Here is a 14,284-nt window from a genome sequence, read left to right as displayed (position 1 = left end):
TGAGTCGGTCGTAGTCGAAGCCGACGGGAACGATGTGCGTCTGCATACGTGGTACGTGGGCGGGGTTGGTTATGAATCCGACCAACTGACCCGACTGTCACTCCCCGTCCCACACCGCTCGGCCCCACCGCTCCCACACCAGCCACGCCGCAACCCCACCGACGAACGCGACACCCAGATTCACGACGACGCCCACGAGGCCGATAGCGACCACGAGGGCGTAGCCGTCCGCGCGGGTCAGGCTGGTCAGGCTCGTCCGCGCCAGTTGCAGGCCGATAATCGCCAAGACAACGCCGAGCATGGCGACGGGGTAGGCGGCGACCACGTCCACGGCGAACAGGGCGACGAGGACGTAGCCGACGCCGAGAATCACGTTCGCGCCGGCGGTCCGCGCGCCGAAGGCGTACTTGCCGGCGACGCCGCCGCTGCCGTGGCACATCGGAAAGCCGCCGAGAGGGACCGCGAGGAGGTTCATCGCGCCCATGCTGGTGGCGAGTTCGTCGGCGGAGACGTCGCGGTCGAAGTAGTCCGCGAGCAGGACCGACGTGGCGAGCGCGGCGTTGCCGACGGTCATCGCCAACTGGGCGACTGCGGCCTCCGCGACGGAGAACGAAAGGTTGTCGAGCGAGAGCAGCCGGGCGTCGCCGACCGACGGGACCGCGAGCGACAGGTGTCCCACGTCGACGACGGCGACCGCGCCGCCGACCGCGAGGACGGCGAGGGCGCTCAGGTTCGAGCGCTTGGTGAGGAGGGCGACGGCGGCGACGGCGACCGCGAGGCCGGCGAGCGGGAGGTCGCCCGCGCCGAGTTCGAGCCCGGTCGACAGGAGGACGAGCGCGACGCCGAACTGGACGCCGCGGACGACCGGCGCGCCGATGTAGCGGCTTACGCGGTCGAGCGAGCGAGTCCGACCGATAGCGAGGAGAACGACGCCGAGGCCGAACCCGGCGAGGAGCGCCTCGCCGGTCGTAACCGTCTCGGCGAGGACGAGCGCGGCCAGCGCCTTCATCGGTTCGACCGACAGCGGGGCCGCGTAGTACAGCCCCCAGACGACTTGAAACACGCCGAACCAGACGAGCACGACGGCCAGCGAGAGGTCGGTCAGGCGGGCGACGGCGACGACGATAGGGAGGACCGTAACCGAATCTCCCACCGCGCCGGTGAACTCGTGCCACGAGAAGTCCACCGCGAGCTCGTCGCCGTACGGGAACGAAACACCCATCGGAGGGTGATTCCGCGCCGACGGGGAAATGTATTTGCGTAATCGTAAGCCGGAACCGTCATCGGTCAGCGAAACTGAAATAAGTCACGTCGATTCCCGCAGGCGTCGACCCCGACGCTCACTCGAACGTCGAGAGGTCGAAGTGGACGCCGCCGCGGAGGTAATCGATGCCCATGAACAGCATCACGGGGGCGAGCAGGAGCGCGGACAGCCCGCCGAAGTAGGGGTCGCCGCGGGCGTCGAGGACGGACGACAGGCCGTTGGCGAGCACGGCCAACCCGAAGCAGACGTAGCCCGCGCCCGCGACGACGTGCCACCGGAGCGTCGTCGACCCGAGAGCGACCGATTCGCGGATGCCGGCGACGACCAACAGCACGCCGGCGGCGGTAAACAGCGCGAACCGGGCGAACGAAACCGGGTGAGCGGGCGCGCCGAGAAGCACGAGGCCGACGGCGATGAGCAGGTCGAACACCCCGACGACGGCGAGAAATCGGCGGTCCATGTGCCACCGTCTCGGCGGGGATATGAAAATCTGACTACAGCTTCGTGGACGGCCGGCGGCGAACGCGACGACCACTCACCGCGTCGCCGACAGGTCGGCCGACTCGACGACGGTTGCGAACTCCCGGTTCAGGTGCGCCAGCGCGGTACGGTGCATCTCGTCGGCCGAAAAGCGCTCGCCGTCGTGGCCTTCTCGGTCGAACGTCGCGGTCGCGTCCGCGGGGAGGTACACGTCGAAGCCGAGGTTCTCGGCCATCCGCGTCGTCGTCGAGACGCAGTGGTCGGTCGTGAGACCGCAGACGACGAGCGTCGAGCGGTCGCGCTCGCGGAGCCACGCTTCGAGGTCGGTGCCGATGAAGCCGCTGTTGACGCGCTTCGTGAACACCGGTTCGCCGTCGTCGGGTTCGGCCTCGGGCTTCCACGCGAAGCCCTCGCCGTCGCGCCGGAGCGGCGAGTCGGGTTCGGTGGAGTCGTGGCGGACGTGGACGACCGGGCGGTCGGCCGCGCGCCACGCCGCGAGCAGGTCGGCGACGCGCGCTTCCATCTCCGGGTTGTTGCGGTCGCCCCACGCCGGGTCGTCGAAGCCGACCTGCATGTCGATACAGACGAGAACGGCGTCGTCGGGGAGGTCGGCGGCGGTCATCGGCCGGCCCTCGAATTAGCGGCCGTCATCAGTCGTCCGCCGGGGCCATCGGCACCTTCGGGTGCTCGCGCGTGATGCGAATCGGGCACTCGTCGGGCGCTTGCGACTCGTCGGAAGAGAACATGTACTGCGGCCACTCACGGTCGCCCTCGACGCCCCAGTCGCCGAGGTCGGCGTGGGGGCAGACCCCGTCGTACTCCTCGATGCGGTTCTGGATGACCTCGCGGGCCTTCTGGCCGGCCTCGGTGTCGGCGGTGATGCCGTCGAACAGCGCGCGCGGCTGGAAGGTGATTTCGAGGCCCCACGGGCAGTAGCGGCTGACGCGCTCGTCGTAGAACGGCGCGCGGGTCGTCGGGAACATCGGTTCGCCGCCGAAGGAGAACTCCCATTTCGGGTCGTCGGGGTCGGTCGGGATGTCCGCCGGCCACGGCTCGGGGTCGTTGACGTGGAGGAACTGGAGGACGTGCCAGAGGTGTTCGTGGTAGTCGGCCTCGGTGAGGTCCTCCGCCGGCGGCTTGAAGAACGCGACGAGCGAGCACGCCTCGGAGTAGTCCGGGTACACGTCGAGGTATTCGAGGAGCGTGTCGCGGAGCGCCAACAGCGCGTCCTTGTCGGTCATCGAATCCACGAAGGTGTAGAGGGCGTCGCCGTTGCGCTCGGACTCGATGCCGAAGTAACACGGGAACGGCGCGCCGTCGCGGTCGCCGAGCATCGTCTCGCGGAACGTCTCGTAGTGTTTTCTCGCCCAGTCGGGGAGGTCGCCGTCGTCGAGGCGGCGGCGGAGCACGTCCTGCTCCATGAGCACTTGGTGGCCCGACTCGTTCATGCGCGCCAATTGGATTCAGCGGCTTTGAGGGTTCGGGTTCGGGGGGCGAACACGACCCTCGAAACCGCGGGTGACGACCCTTGTCGCCATCCGCGAAGCCGCCGTCGTCTCCGCCCTCAGAGCGGGCGGTCGAGTTTCAGGTACCGCGTCTCGTATCCCATCGACTCGTAACACGACCGGGCGGCGTCGTTGTCGGCGTGGACGCTCAGCGCGGCCCGTTCGCACCCGCGGTCGCGGCCCCACTCGTGGGCCCGTTCGAGGAGTTCCGTGCCGACGCCCTCGCCCCGCGCCGCGGGCGCGACGTAGAGGTCTTTCACCTTGGCGACCGACCCGCGGGCGAACACCGGCGGGGAGTCGGCGTCCGCGACCGTGACGTAGCCCCGGAGCGACCGCTCGGCGGAGTCCGACTCCTCCGCGGCCGCGACGGCGACGAACGTCCGGGTGTTCTCGGCTTCCACCTGCTCGGACCGGTAGTCGAGCGCCTCGGCCCGCACGTCCACGTCCTCGGCCAGCGCGTCGTAGTCGTCGATGTCGCCCATCTCCTCGGCGAACGGGAGCCACAGGTCGTCAACCAGCGCGTCCACCTCGTCGGCCTGAAGCGGTCGAATCTGCATGAGTCACCGACGACTCGTGGGAATGTCAAAAGGGTAACTGTGTTGAGCGTTCGGGACGATTCGTCGCGCCGGCCACACTCGAATCGGTGCACGACCGGCGCGCCCGCCTCACTCGATTTCGAGGCCGCCGGCGTCGGCTCCGTCGTCCGCGCCCTCGTCCCACTCCAGTTCGAACTCGATGCTCAGTTCGTAGGGACCGCCAGCGGGGCCCTCGCGTTCCGCTTTCACCTCGAACGTCGGCGACGCGGGCGGCTCCATCGTGACAGTCTGGTCGCCGGACTTCAGCGTAATCGGCTCGCCCGCGTCGAGCTTGTCGGCGACGGTTCGGAGATACGACGCGATTTCCGCTCGCGCCTGTCGGTTCTCGGATTTGAAGAGCACTTCTTCGGGCATGGACCGTAGGTTACACCCGCAGGGGGTTAAGCTTCGTTGCGGTGACGAAAATCGATGGGGAGAGGTGCGCCGACGGGTCAGTCGGCCCGGAGGCCGTCGGTGAAGCGGGACTGGTTCTCCTCGGGCGCGGCAGCGGTCATCGCGGAGACGCCGACGGTCAGAAGCGCCGACAGCGCCATGCCCCAGAGGGCGTAGTCCCACGTGAGGTAGGTCGCGCCGAACAGCGTCATCGACCCGACCTCTACCGCGGGGACGAACACGTGGGCGAGGTAGAACGCCTGCGAGCCGAGGATGCCGGCGAACATACCCGTTCGGGTCGTCCTCGCCCAGTAGAGCGCGACGATGACCGGCAGGGCCATCTGGGCGAACCCGCCGAAGGCGGTGTCGCCGACCGAGACGAGCGTGCCGGGGCGGAACAGGCTGGCGACGAAGGTGAGCGTGGCGAACAGCGCGACGCCGATGCGGGCGAGCCACGCCTCGCGGGCTTCGCTCGCGTCGGGGTTGACGAAGGGGCGGTAGAGGTCGCGGGTGAAGTACGACGACCCGGAGAGGAGCATCGAGTCCGACGACGACATCATCGCGGCCATCGCGCCGGCGATGACGAGCGCGGCGAACCACACCGGCGTGTACTCGTTGAGGAGCACGGGGAGGACGTTCGCGCCCTCGGGCACGGAGATGCCGAGGCCGGCGGCCCACGTGCCGAGGATGAACGCGGGCACGAAAAGCAGGACGACGAGGACGGGCCACAGGGCGAACGAGCGCTTGAGGACGGCGCTCGACTTGGCGACGAAAAAGCGCTGGTTTATCTGCGGGAACATCGCCACGCCGAAGGCGATGGTGACGGCCGACGAGATGATGAACTGCGGCGAGTAGAGGCCGCCGCCGAGCGCGAGGAACTCGGGGTTGTTCGTCGCGAGGGCGTTCGAGAGCGCCGTGGGGCCGCCGGCCGCGGTGGCCACCCAGCCGACCGCGAGCCAGACGACGCCGAGCATGAACAGCCCTTGGAGGGTGTCGGTCCACGCGACGCCGCGGAGCCCCGCGATGACGACGTAGGCGATCATGAACACCGTGATACCGGCCGCGCCGGCCCAGTACGGGACTATCCCGTTCGTCAGACCGACGATGGCCTCGCCCGCGCCCATCTGCTGGAGCATCACGTACGGGAACAGCCAAAACAGGCTGATGCCGGCGACGACGGCACGCAGGCGGGTCGAGCCGAAGCGGTCGCCGAGCATCTCGCCGAGGGTGACGTAGCCGTGGGCGCGACCGACGAGCCACTGTTTGTAGCCGACGACGTACCAGAGGATGGCGAACAGCACGCCGTCCATGACGCCCATCACGAGAATCCACTCGGGGCCGGCACGGTAGGCGAGGTCGGGGCCGCCGAAGAACGTGAAGGCAGAGAGGAGCGTCGCGAAGGTGGTAAACAGGAGGACGACGGTCCCGATGGAGCGACCGGCGAGATAGTAGTCCTCGGCGTCGCGGCTGGTCAGGCGGTAGGCGAGTAAGCCGACCGCGAGCGCGACCACGAGGTACGCGCCGACGACGCCGAGTTGGATACCGAGCGCCGAGACCATCAGCGACCCTCCCCGACGATGCCGCGGTCCCACGCCGTCCGGGTGAACAGGTGGAAGACGACTGCGGTCAGCCCCATCCAGCCGATGTGCCACCAGAGCCACAGCGGCAGGCCGGCGAAGACCCTGCTGTCGCCCCAGAGGAACCACGGAACGGCGAACGTCACGAGGATTGCGAAGACGGCAACCCAGCGGTAGTCGATGCGCACTCGCGTCATTCGTAGGAACGATAATCGACAATGAGGCGTAAATCTTACTCTATCGACCTACGCTGCCCCACATTGAAGAACTATTTTCTTCAACAGGGACGGTCGAACGACAGGAACCATCCACGGACGCGCACGCGACAGAGCCGACGCGAAAGGCGGGGTCGTCCGCGGGCGAATCGGCCGCCGGAGAATCGGCCGCCGGAACAGTTTCCAGCGGCGCGTGCGACCGGAGACACATGGACTTCGGTATTCAGCTGTACTCGCTTCGCGAGCTCGACGAACCGACGTCGGCGCTCGTCCGACGCGCCGCGGACGCCGGCTTCGACGGCGTGGAGTTCGCGGGCGTCGACGACGCGGCGGCGGTCCGCGCGGCCCTCGACGAGACCGGACTCGGCGTCCCCGCGGCCCACGTCCCCATCGAGGACCTCGAAGCCGACCTCGACGCGGTCTGCGAGCGATACGGCGCGCTCGGCGTCGAGACCCTCGTGGTTCCGTATCTCCCGCCCGAGGCGTTCGCCGACGCCGACGCGGTGGACGAGACCGCACACCGACTGGACGACCTGACCGCGAAGTGCGACGAGCGGGGCGTCAGACTGCTCTACCACAACCACGACCACGAACTCGCCGCGGTCGAGGGCGAACCCGCGCTCGACCGATTGGCCGAGGAGTCCGGCGTCGGTTTCGAACTCGACCTCGCGTGGATTCTCGCCGCCGGCTACGACCCCGTCGCGTACCTCGACCGCTACGCCGACCGGACCCCGGTCGTCCACCTGAAGGACGTCGTCCGCGACGCCGACGCGGAGCGCGGCGGTCGACCCGTGTCGCTCGGCGAGGGAGAACTCGACATCGACCGCTGTCTCGCGGCCGCGCGAGAGGGGTTCGTCGAGTGGGCCGTCGCCGAACACGACTTCCCCGAGGACCCGGCGGCGTTCTGCCGGGACGCGGGCGAGTTCGTCGGCGCGCACCGAACCGACGAGGAAGCGTGACAAATTACGTGGTCGGTCGAAACGGCGGGAGAGCGACGGTTCGCCGGCGTTTCGCGGGACACGGAGTCGGAGTCGAACGCCCCGCGAGCGTTCGAATCGTCGGCCACGATAGATATTTCCCTCGGGCGCAACTTATATAATGACGTTCGTGGGTCCGGCCCATGACATCATCACAATCATCACATCACCACCCCCAACGGGGTGACTTCACCAATGGACGACACTGCAAAATATCTCATTCACGCTTCCATCTCCGCCGACGGGGTCGTCGAACGGAGCGACGTCGTCGGGGCCGTCTTCGGCCAGACCGAGGGCCTCCTCGGCGACGAACTCGACCTCCGCGACCTCCAACAGTCCTCCAAGGTCGGTCGGATAGACGTACAGATAGACTCGGAAAACGGCCACTCGTTCGGCCAGATGACCATCGCCAGCAGCCTCGACAAGGTCGAGACGGCCATCCTCGCGGCCTCGCTGGAGACGCTGACCCGCGTCGGTCCCTGTCAGGCCGTCATCGAGGTCACGAACATCGAGGACGTGCGCGAGGCCAAGCGACGGATGGTCGTCGAGCGCGCCAAGGAACTCCTCTCGGAGTCGTTCGACGACACCGTGATGAGCTCGACCGAAATCCTCGAAGCGGTCAAAGAGAGCGTCCGCGTCGAGGACATCACCGAGTATCAGGGTCTCCCGGCCGGCCCCCGCGTCGCCGACTCGGACGCCATCATCGTCGTCGAGGGGCGCGCCGACGTGCTCACGCTCCTCCGCTACGGCATCAAAAACGCCGTCGCCGTCGAGGGGACGAACGTCCCCGACGCGGTCGCCGGACTGACCCAAGAGCGGACCGTCACGGCGTTCCTCGACGGCGACCGCGGCGGCGAACTCATCCTGCGCGAACTCTCGCAGGTCGGCGACGTGGACTACGTCGCCTTTGCGCCCGACGGCCGGTCGGTCGAGGACCTCGACCGCGCGTCGGTCGTCCGCGCCCTCAGGAACAAGGTCCCGCTCTCGTCGCTTCCGGACGACGGCGACGGTGACTTCCGGGCCGCCGTCGCCGCCGCCAACGGGACAGGAGACGTTCCGACGGACCCTCGCACGGAGTCGCCGACGACTGACGCGTCGTCGACTCCACCCGCAGACGGCCACGCGAACGGGCCCGCCGACGCGGTCAGCGAGCCACCCGCCGAGGCCGGCACCGGCGGTACCGTCACGGTCGGAAAGCCCACCGGCCCCGCGAGCACCGACGCCGACGCCGACGCAAACGGCGGGGTGGTCACCGAGTCCGAGGTCGAAGCCGTCGCCGAGGCGGTCGAACCGACCGACCAGCGTCCCTCGCTCGCCGACCACGTGCGCGAGGTCATCGCCGACGAGAGCGGCATGGCCCGGCTCCTGGACGACGACCTCGGCATCGACGACGAGGTCGCGGTCGAGAAGGTGTACGACGCCGTCGAGTACGCCGACCCCGCCCCGGCGCTCGTCGTCGTCGACGGCGAGGCGAGCCAGAAACTCGTCGACATCGCGGCCCAGCGCGGCGTCGAACACGTCGTGGCGCGCTCGGCCGGCGAGTACGTCAAAAAGCCCGTCAGCGTCCGCGTCAGAACCGCGGACCAGCTCCTCGACTGAGGACGGAACGTGGCCCGACGCCGGCCGAGACGGTCAGCCCTCGCTCGATTCGAGGACGAACCGTAGCCCGTCGTCGCCGTCGAACGCGTCCGGAATGCGGGCGTCCCGTCGGAATCCGAGCGCCTCGTAACAGGCACGCGCGCCGTCGTTCTCCGGATGGACCAGCAACGTGAGCGGCGCGTCTGACGCTGGACGAGAGTCCCGGTACGCTTCCACGAGCGCGGTGGCGCGGCCCTCGCGGCGGTGGTCGGGGGAAACCGCGAGTTCGGTCAGATGCGCGCCGACGGCGAGAAGGTAGCCGACCGGCCGGTCGTCGGCGTCGACGGCGACGAGAAGCGTCCCGACGGCGGGCCACGCGCCCAAGAGGTCGGGCGAGGGATGCGAGACGAGCCGTTGGAGCGATTCGACGGCCGGCACGTCGGTGTCGCGGGCGGGGCGAACGCCCGTCACGGCCGAGTCACCCCCGTCACAGCGGAATCCAGACGAGGACCGCGCCCAGCGCGCCGGCGAACGTGGCGAGGAAGTTGACCGCCTGGTTGCCGAGGCCGGCTCCCTCGACCGTCGCACCGAGCAGACTGTCGACCGTCATTCCGACGAGTCCGCCGGCGAGAATGGCGATAGCGGCCGTCTGCGCCGGCAGGGGAAGCACCAGCACGCTCACGCCGGCCACGAAGGCCGCGCCCAGCGCGCCGGCGACTTCGCCTTGCCACGTGACCGCGCCGTCGGTCCCGGCGGGAACCGGTTTGAGCGAGGTGATGAGCCGCGGCTGGTCGAACAGCCCGCCGATTTCGCTGGAGAGCGTGTCGCTCATCGCGGCGGCGGCCGACCCGGCGAATGCGAGGACGAGTAGGTCGCTGACGAACGGGTAGCCGAGCGTTTGCGCCGCGGCGTAGCCGACGACGGCGACGAGCGAGACGCCCGAGTTGCCGAGGACGTTGCCGGTGCCGCGAGCGCCGTCGTTGTCCTCGGCGACGCCGCGTTCGGCCTTGCTGTCGTACCGGAACTTGGTGGCGAGCGCGCCGACGCCGAAGAAGGAGACGAGCACGAGCGCCCAGCCGAAGCCGCCGAAGACGACCGCGAAGAGGAGCAGGAGGACGCCGGTAATCATGCCGGCGACTGAGGCCGTGCCGAGGGCGTAGGCGGCGTAGCCGAGCGCGACCGTGAGGGCGAGCGCGACGCCGGTCTGCGTCGGCGACACCGGCCCCGCGAGCACCTCGACGCCCCACAGGACGAGGCCGATAGAGAGCATGACGAGCGGGTCGTCGCGCTCGTAGAGGGCCGTCCGGAGCACCGCGCCGACGAGACCGCCGACGGCCGCGAGGAGGGTGAATCGGGCGAGCAGCATCGCATCGCCGGTCAGCGACGCGATTGCCGCCTGTCCCGCGGTACCGGCGAAGACCGCGGCCACGACGAAGCCCGCCGCGCGAAGCGACTCGTCGGACGTTCTCGAATCCACCAGTCGCGCGCCGAGGTTGCCGTAGGCGAGTGTCAACACCGCGGCGGCGAACACCGAAAGCGGCATCGTGACGCGCGGGACCGTCGCCAAGAGGGCGAGGCCGGTCGCGGCCAGTGCGAACCCGGCGAGCCCGTTGAGCCGGCCGTCCTGCCGGTCGCCGGGCCGCGCGAACAGCTCGAAGAGGGGGCCGTCGTCGACGACGAAGGCCGCCAGGAGCGCGACTGCGGCGAAGGGCGCGAACGCGGCCGCGCCGAGACTGGGGGCCGCGAGGGCCAACGTCCCGACGACCGCGAATCCGCCCGCTCGCCGTACCGTGGAAGTCACACCATTCGGTATCCCCGACGCGCACTTAACCCTCCCGACATCACCGACGACCGCACAACCGCGGGTCTGCGGCCCGGTGTCGGACGGACCGAACCTCGGTGCCGACACCGAACCCGAAGCGTTAGGAGAATCGCCGCGAGAACGACTCCCGTGGGACTGTACGACTCCTATCTCGCCCTCCGATTCCGCCTCGACGACGCCGACGCCCCCGAGCACGTGGCGCTCGTCATCACCGAGCGCGACCTGCTGGAACAGGGCGCGTACGAGACGCTCGAAGCCTTCGTCGGCTGGGCGTTCGAGTTCGGAAGCGACCGCGTCACCATCTCCGTGAGCGTCCTCGACGAGGCGGTCGTCCCGACGCTCGCCCGCGAACTCCGCGACCTCGACGTCCCCCAGCGAGTGGAGGTCCGCGAACCCGGCGACACCGAGCGCGCCGACGCCCCGGTGCAGGTGAGCATCGGCCTCGGCGGGAAACGCGAGTTCGCCTCTGTCGTCCGGTCGTTGGCCGCGGAGGTCGACGAAGGTGCGCTCGCCCCCGACGACATCGACGCCGCGGACATCGAACAGCGGCTCGTGTTCCCCGACGAGCCGGACTTCGTGGTCAAGACGGGCGCCGAGCGCCTGTCGGACTTCATGATTTGGCAGTCCGTGTACGCGGAACTCTACTTCACCGACGTGAACTGGCGGGACTTCAGGAAGCGCGATTATCTGCGGGCGTTGCGGGACTATCAGGACCGGCAGCGGAGATTTGGTCGATAGGCCAAATCCCGTGACAGCGTCGCTGGCACGGTGGATGGCCGATGAGCGTCAGCGAATCGTCCAAACGCTATCGCGCTCGGAGAGTGCGACAGAAGTTCGGCCGGTAGGGCGAATCACGCCGGTCCGCTTTCTCGGAGAGCGAACGCCGTTAGTCCCACGACCGGCGCCCGGTAGTTCGCTCCCGAGAGATTCGCTGTGCGCCTCGAATCAACAGCGCGACGCCGAACCAGAACCCGAGCGTGTAGGCGACGACCGTACCGACGTACAGCGTGAGTTCGGTCGTGAACCGGAGGTTGACGATTTCCGCGCCGGCGACGAGGAAGACGCCCCCGAACAGTATCGGCGTCGGGGTCCGCTCTTTCGTGCTCCAGAACTTGGTCGACATGCCGATGACGGTCACGATGACCGTGACGACCGTCCAGTAGAGGCGAACCGACTCGCCAACCCCGAGTTCGATGGGCCCCCAGACGACCGCCGCGACGAGGGCCCACCCGGAAAGTACGACCAGGAAGAACGCGAGGAGTCCACCGAGGAGCTTCCGTCTGAACGACCCGCCAGACGGGGCTGAACGCCGTAGGACCAGGTCGACGACCTTCTTGTATATACTAATCGCCGCTACCCCCTCAAGGAAGCCCGTCAGTAGGACGATGACGACGGCAATCGGAGCGAAGACAGAGATCGAACGCGTCCCCCAAACCGTGACGCCGACACCGATACCTAACAGTATCACACCGAGAACGTCCTGTCCGGTTTCGACGCTCAACTCGTCGTCGGCGTCGACGAAGGGGAGCCCCCACGTCACGAACGTCGAACCGACAGCCAGCAGCGCTATCGACAGCCACTCAGGAACGTACTCGAAGAGGAACGATATCTGCATCATGTCTTCCCCAAGTACCGGTCGACGAACGCGACCGTGAAGATGTAGAACGCCAGCGCCATGAACAAAAGCGGGAACGCTACCGTCGACTCCCGCAACGAGTAGCCGAACGCGAAGTCGCTCGTCACGTCGATTCGGTCGACGTACCAGACGAGGACGCCGGGATAGACCAGCGTAGTGAACAGCCACAGGCCGAGAAAGTCGTCCACGTCGTCGCTCAGAATGAGAAACAGTCCCGTATAGCTGAAGAAGGTTCCGAGCAGGACGAGTGGCGGGTACACATCAAGCGTCTTCGCGACCCCGTCGGGGAGTGAGGGTGCGGCGACGAGGAACAAGTCCATCGCTTGCCACCAAGCAGACTACCGATAGTAAAGTTTGATGCCTCAACATGTTTTGATACCCGTGAGAACCGCCGCTCTCGCGGCGTTACTACAGTCCACAAGAGCAGTCGAGGAGCACGTTCCCGACTCTCAGTTGCCGAACAGATGCCCTCCACCTCGCCCAACAGAACAGACCTCCTCCCGCCGCCACCGCCGGCCAGCGAGTGGCTCGAAGACGGGCACGTCCTCCTCGCGCTCTCGCTGTTACTCGTTCTCTGGCTCAACCAGCCCGCCCCGCCGGACTGGCCGTGGGCGCTCGTCGGCGTCGCCGTCGTCCCGCTGTGGCTGTTCCTCGAATCGCGCTACGAGGGCTGGCGCTCGTGGGTTCCGACCGTCGCCTACGGCGGGGCAGTGCTGCTATTAGGGCCTCGGTACGAAGCCGAGTTCGTCGCCGTCGTGCTCGGGCAGAGCGCCGCGTTGCTGGGATGGCTCTGCTGGCGGACGTTCCAGCGGCGGGTTCGCCGGTAGGGTGACCCGCCGCCGTCTCTCAAACGGCTGTTTGCGCTTACAGAAGACATATTGTTAGACCGCTGAACGTTCCGACATGAACCGCCGCGAGATGCTGGCGTTGTCGGGGGCGGTCGCCGCCGCGACGATTGCCGGCTGTACGGGCGACGGGCAGTCGCCCGCCGAGACCGAGGCGACGGCCACCGCAACCACGACCACGGACACGCCGACAGAGGCCCCGAACGACGAACCGCCGACCGGCGAACCGAGCGTGGACGACGAGCAACTCGCCGCGCTCGCGGCCGGCAACGCCGAGTTCGCCCTCGACCTGCACCGACAGGTCGCGTCCGAACAGGGCGGCAACCAGTTCCTCTCTCCGTACAGCATCTCCGTCGCGTTGGCGATGACCTATGCGGGCGCTCGCGGAACGACCCGCGAACAGATGGAAGCGACGCTCCACTACACGCTCGGCGAGGACGTTCACCCGGCGTTCGCAGACCTACAGGCGGCGCTCGAAGCGCGGGAGACCGCTCGGGACCCGGTCGACGGCGACGAAGCCGACGCCTTCCGACTGGCCGTTGCGAACGCCCTGTGGGGCCGCGAGGGGTTCGCGTTCTCGGACGCGTTCCTCGACCGCCTCGAATCGAACTACGGGGCCGGACTCCGACGGGCTGACTTCGCCGGCGACCCGGACGGCGAGCGGGAGCGAATCAACGGGTGGGTAGCTGACCAGACCGAAGACCGAATCGAGGACTTGCTTCCCGCAGGCGCTCTCACGCCGAAGACGGCGCTTGTGCTCACCAACGCCATCTACTTCATGGCGCAGTGGGCGCACACGTTCGACCCCGAAGACACCGATGACGGGACGTTCACCGCGTTGGACGGGGGCGAATCGACCGTGCCGCTCATGCGGCAGGAACTCAAGGCGAACTACGCCGACCTCCCGAACGCGCAGGCCGTCGAACTGCCGTACGTCGGCCGGGACGTGTCGATGGTGCTTTTGCTCCCGGACGAAGGCGAGTTCGAGTCGTTCGAGCAAAGTCTGACCGCGAGCCGGCTGTTCGGCGTCTTCGAGGCGATGCAAAAGCGAATCGGCGATGTCGTGCTCCCGCGGTTCGAGTTCGAGACCGAGGTCCAACTCTCCGCGGCGCTGTCGAATCTCGGAATGCCCGCCGCGTTCGGCTCGGATGCTGACTTCGGCGGAATGGCCGAAGGTGACGGAGCGACCCTCGCCATCGACGAGGTGTTCCACAAATCGTTCGTCTCCGTGGACGAGGAGGGAACCGAGGCCGCGGCGGCGACGGGCGTCGTCGTCGCGACCTCGCTCCCGCCGAGCTGGGGCGAACTCCGGTTCGACCGGCCGTTCCTGTTCTGTATCCGCGACAGACCGACGGACGCGATACTGTTCTACGGCCGCGTCGTCGACGCCGGGGCCGCGCAGGGCGACGAGTAGCCG

Annotated in this window: 17 protein-coding genes; 5 read left to right on the top strand and 12 right to left on the bottom strand. The window is 68.2% G+C overall.

What is annotated here, in order from left to right; translation table 11 throughout:
* Positions 1-97 precede the first annotated feature (97 nt).
* From C5B91_RS10045 to C5B91_RS10010, 8 genes are all read right to left on the bottom strand, one after another.
* Positions 98-1,222 carry a putative sulfate/molybdate transporter gene (locus C5B91_RS10045; RefSeq protein WP_008095716.1) on the bottom strand — a complete coding sequence of 375 codons (1,125 nt, stop codon included), beginning with the start codon at positions 1,220-1,222 and terminating at the stop codon, positions 98-100.
* A gap of 118 nt (positions 1,223-1,340) precedes the next feature.
* Positions 1,341-1,724, bottom strand: a complete 384-nt coding sequence (locus C5B91_RS10040) for a hypothetical protein (RefSeq protein ID WP_004042221.1) — start codon at positions 1,722-1,724, stop codon at positions 1,341-1,343.
* 75 nt (positions 1,725-1,799) lie between these two features.
* Positions 1,800-2,366: a cysteine hydrolase family protein gene (locus C5B91_RS10035; protein WP_008095719.1), complete on the bottom strand. Its 567-nt coding sequence runs from the start codon at positions 2,364-2,366 to the stop codon at positions 1,800-1,802.
* A 28-nt stretch (positions 2,367-2,394) separates the two neighbouring features.
* Positions 2,395-3,192: a YqcI/YcgG family protein gene (locus tag C5B91_RS10030; protein ID WP_008095721.1), complete on the bottom strand. Its 798-nt coding sequence runs from the start codon at positions 3,190-3,192 to the stop codon at positions 2,395-2,397.
* A 116-nt stretch (positions 3,193-3,308) separates the two neighbouring features.
* A complete protein-coding gene (locus C5B91_RS10025; protein WP_008095723.1) occupies positions 3,309-3,806 on the bottom strand; it encodes a GNAT family N-acetyltransferase in 498 nt (165 codons plus the stop codon).
* Positions 3,807-3,914: 108 nt separating this feature from the next.
* Positions 3,915-4,199 carry an amphi-Trp domain-containing protein gene (locus C5B91_RS10020; RefSeq protein WP_004975456.1) on the bottom strand — a complete coding sequence of 95 codons (285 nt, stop codon included), beginning with the start codon at positions 4,197-4,199 and terminating at the stop codon, positions 3,915-3,917.
* A 77-nt stretch (positions 4,200-4,276) separates the two neighbouring features.
* The gene (locus C5B91_RS10015; RefSeq protein ID WP_008095724.1) at positions 4,277-5,776 is read right to left on the bottom strand and encodes a sodium:solute symporter; all 1,500 of its coding nucleotides are present in this window, start codon (positions 5,774-5,776) and stop codon (positions 4,277-4,279) included.
* Positions 5,776-5,991 carry a DUF3311 domain-containing protein gene (locus tag C5B91_RS10010; RefSeq protein ID WP_004042215.1) on the bottom strand — a complete coding sequence of 72 codons (216 nt, stop codon included), beginning with the start codon at positions 5,989-5,991 and terminating at the stop codon, positions 5,776-5,778. The genes C5B91_RS10015 and C5B91_RS10010 overlap by 1 nt, the downstream gene beginning before the upstream one ends.
* Positions 5,992-6,218: 227 nt before the next feature.
* On the opposite strand from C5B91_RS10010, the gene C5B91_RS10005 reads away from it, so the two are divergent.
* Both C5B91_RS10005 and dnaG read left to right on the top strand, forming a co-directional pair.
* Positions 6,219-6,968 (top strand): sugar phosphate isomerase/epimerase, encoded by a 750-nt coding sequence (locus tag C5B91_RS10005; protein WP_115819578.1) that lies wholly within the window; start codon positions 6,219-6,221, stop codon positions 6,966-6,968.
* A gap of 213 nt (positions 6,969-7,181) precedes the next feature.
* Positions 7,182-8,585 carry a DNA primase DnaG gene (dnaG, locus tag C5B91_RS10000; RefSeq protein WP_008095726.1) on the top strand — a complete coding sequence of 468 codons (1,404 nt, stop codon included), beginning with the start codon at positions 7,182-7,184 and terminating at the stop codon, positions 8,583-8,585.
* Positions 8,586-8,618: 33 nt separating this feature from the next.
* Here the strand turns inward: dnaG and C5B91_RS09995 are convergent, their stop codons facing one another.
* Positions 8,619-9,035, bottom strand: a complete 417-nt coding sequence (locus C5B91_RS09995) for a GNAT family N-acetyltransferase (protein ID WP_008095727.1) — start codon at positions 9,033-9,035, stop codon at positions 8,619-8,621.
* A 16-nt stretch (positions 9,036-9,051) separates the two neighbouring features.
* Complete coding sequence (locus C5B91_RS09990; RefSeq protein WP_115819579.1) at positions 9,052-10,365, bottom strand: DUF92 domain-containing protein; 1,314 nt, start codon at positions 10,363-10,365, stop codon at positions 9,052-9,054.
* A gap of 150 nt (positions 10,366-10,515) precedes the next feature.
* On the opposite strand from C5B91_RS09990, the gene C5B91_RS09985 reads away from it, so the two are divergent.
* Entirely contained in the window at positions 10,516-11,124 is a 609-nt protein-coding gene (locus C5B91_RS09985) for an undecaprenyl diphosphate synthase family protein (protein ID WP_115819580.1), read from the top strand.
* Between the two features lie 148 nt (positions 11,125-11,272).
* On the opposite strand, the gene C5B91_RS09980 is transcribed toward C5B91_RS09985, so the two are convergent.
* Together C5B91_RS09980 and C5B91_RS09975 are read right to left on the bottom strand one after the other, a co-directional pair.
* Positions 11,273-12,004: a hypothetical protein gene (locus tag C5B91_RS09980; RefSeq protein ID WP_233514220.1), complete on the bottom strand. Its 732-nt coding sequence runs from the start codon at positions 12,002-12,004 to the stop codon at positions 11,273-11,275.
* Positions 12,001-12,342 (bottom strand): hypothetical protein, encoded by a 342-nt coding sequence (locus C5B91_RS09975; RefSeq protein WP_115819581.1) that lies wholly within the window; start codon positions 12,340-12,342, stop codon positions 12,001-12,003. The genes C5B91_RS09980 and C5B91_RS09975 overlap by 4 nt, the downstream gene beginning before the upstream one ends.
* A gap of 144 nt (positions 12,343-12,486) precedes the next feature.
* On the opposite strand from C5B91_RS09975, the gene C5B91_RS09970 reads away from it, so the two are divergent.
* Positions 12,487-12,849 (top strand): Rz1 protein precursor-related protein, encoded by a 363-nt coding sequence (locus C5B91_RS09970; protein ID WP_115819582.1) that lies wholly within the window; start codon positions 12,487-12,489, stop codon positions 12,847-12,849.
* A gap of 76 nt (positions 12,850-12,925) precedes the next feature.
* On the top strand, positions 12,926-14,281 hold the full coding sequence (locus tag C5B91_RS09965) for a serpin family protein (RefSeq protein ID WP_115819583.1): 1,356 nt from the start codon (positions 12,926-12,928) through the stop codon (positions 14,279-14,281).
* Positions 14,282-14,284: the final 3 nt, after the last annotated feature.

The organism is Haloferax sp. Atlit-10N, from assembly GCF_003586325.1.
In the GTDB taxonomy this organism is placed as follows: domain Archaea; phylum Halobacteriota; class Halobacteria; order Halobacteriales; family Haloferacaceae; genus Haloferax; species Haloferax prahovense.
The sequence above is the reverse complement of the archived record's forward strand: the minus strand, read 5'-3'. Positions and strand labels throughout refer to the sequence as shown.

Excerpts from the sequence above, each read along its gene's own strand:
- C5B91_RS10045 (WP_008095716.1), bottom strand. The coding sequence starts at position 1,222 with ATGGGTGTTTCGTTCCCGTACGGCGACGAGCTCGCGGTGGACTTCTCG.
- C5B91_RS10040 (WP_004042221.1), bottom strand. The coding sequence starts at position 1,724 with ATGGACCGCCGATTTCTCGCCGTCGTCGGGGTGTTCGACCTGCTCATC.
- C5B91_RS10035 (WP_008095719.1), bottom strand. The coding sequence starts at position 2,366 with ATGACCGCCGCCGACCTCCCCGACGACGCCGTTCTCGTCTGTATCGAC.
- C5B91_RS10030 (WP_008095721.1), bottom strand. The coding sequence starts at position 3,192 with ATGAACGAGTCGGGCCACCAAGTGCTCATGGAGCAGGACGTGCTCCGC.
- C5B91_RS10025 (WP_008095723.1), bottom strand. The coding sequence starts at position 3,806 with ATGCAGATTCGACCGCTTCAGGCCGACGAGGTGGACGCGCTGGTTGAC.
- C5B91_RS10020 (WP_004975456.1), bottom strand. The coding sequence starts at position 4,199 with ATGCCCGAAGAAGTGCTCTTCAAATCCGAGAACCGACAGGCGCGAGCG.
- C5B91_RS10015 (WP_008095724.1), bottom strand. The coding sequence starts at position 5,776 with ATGGTCTCGGCGCTCGGTATCCAACTCGGCGTCGTCGGCGCGTACCTC.
- C5B91_RS10010 (WP_004042215.1), bottom strand. The coding sequence starts at position 5,991 with ATGACGCGAGTGCGCATCGACTACCGCTGGGTTGCCGTCTTCGCAATC.
- C5B91_RS10005 (WP_115819578.1), top strand. The coding sequence starts at position 6,219 with ATGGACTTCGGTATTCAGCTGTACTCGCTTCGCGAGCTCGACGAACCG.
- dnaG (WP_008095726.1), top strand. The coding sequence starts at position 7,182 with ATGGACGACACTGCAAAATATCTCATTCACGCTTCCATCTCCGCCGAC.
- C5B91_RS09980 (WP_233514220.1), bottom strand. The coding sequence starts at position 12,004 with ATGATGCAGATATCGTTCCTCTTCGAGTACGTTCCTGAGTGGCTGTCG.
- C5B91_RS09975 (WP_115819581.1), bottom strand. The coding sequence starts at position 12,342 with ATGGACTTGTTCCTCGTCGCCGCACCCTCACTCCCCGACGGGGTCGCG.
- C5B91_RS09970 (WP_115819582.1), top strand. The coding sequence starts at position 12,487 with ATGCCCTCCACCTCGCCCAACAGAACAGACCTCCTCCCGCCGCCACCG.
- C5B91_RS09965 (WP_115819583.1), top strand. The coding sequence starts at position 12,926 with ATGAACCGCCGCGAGATGCTGGCGTTGTCGGGGGCGGTCGCCGCCGCG.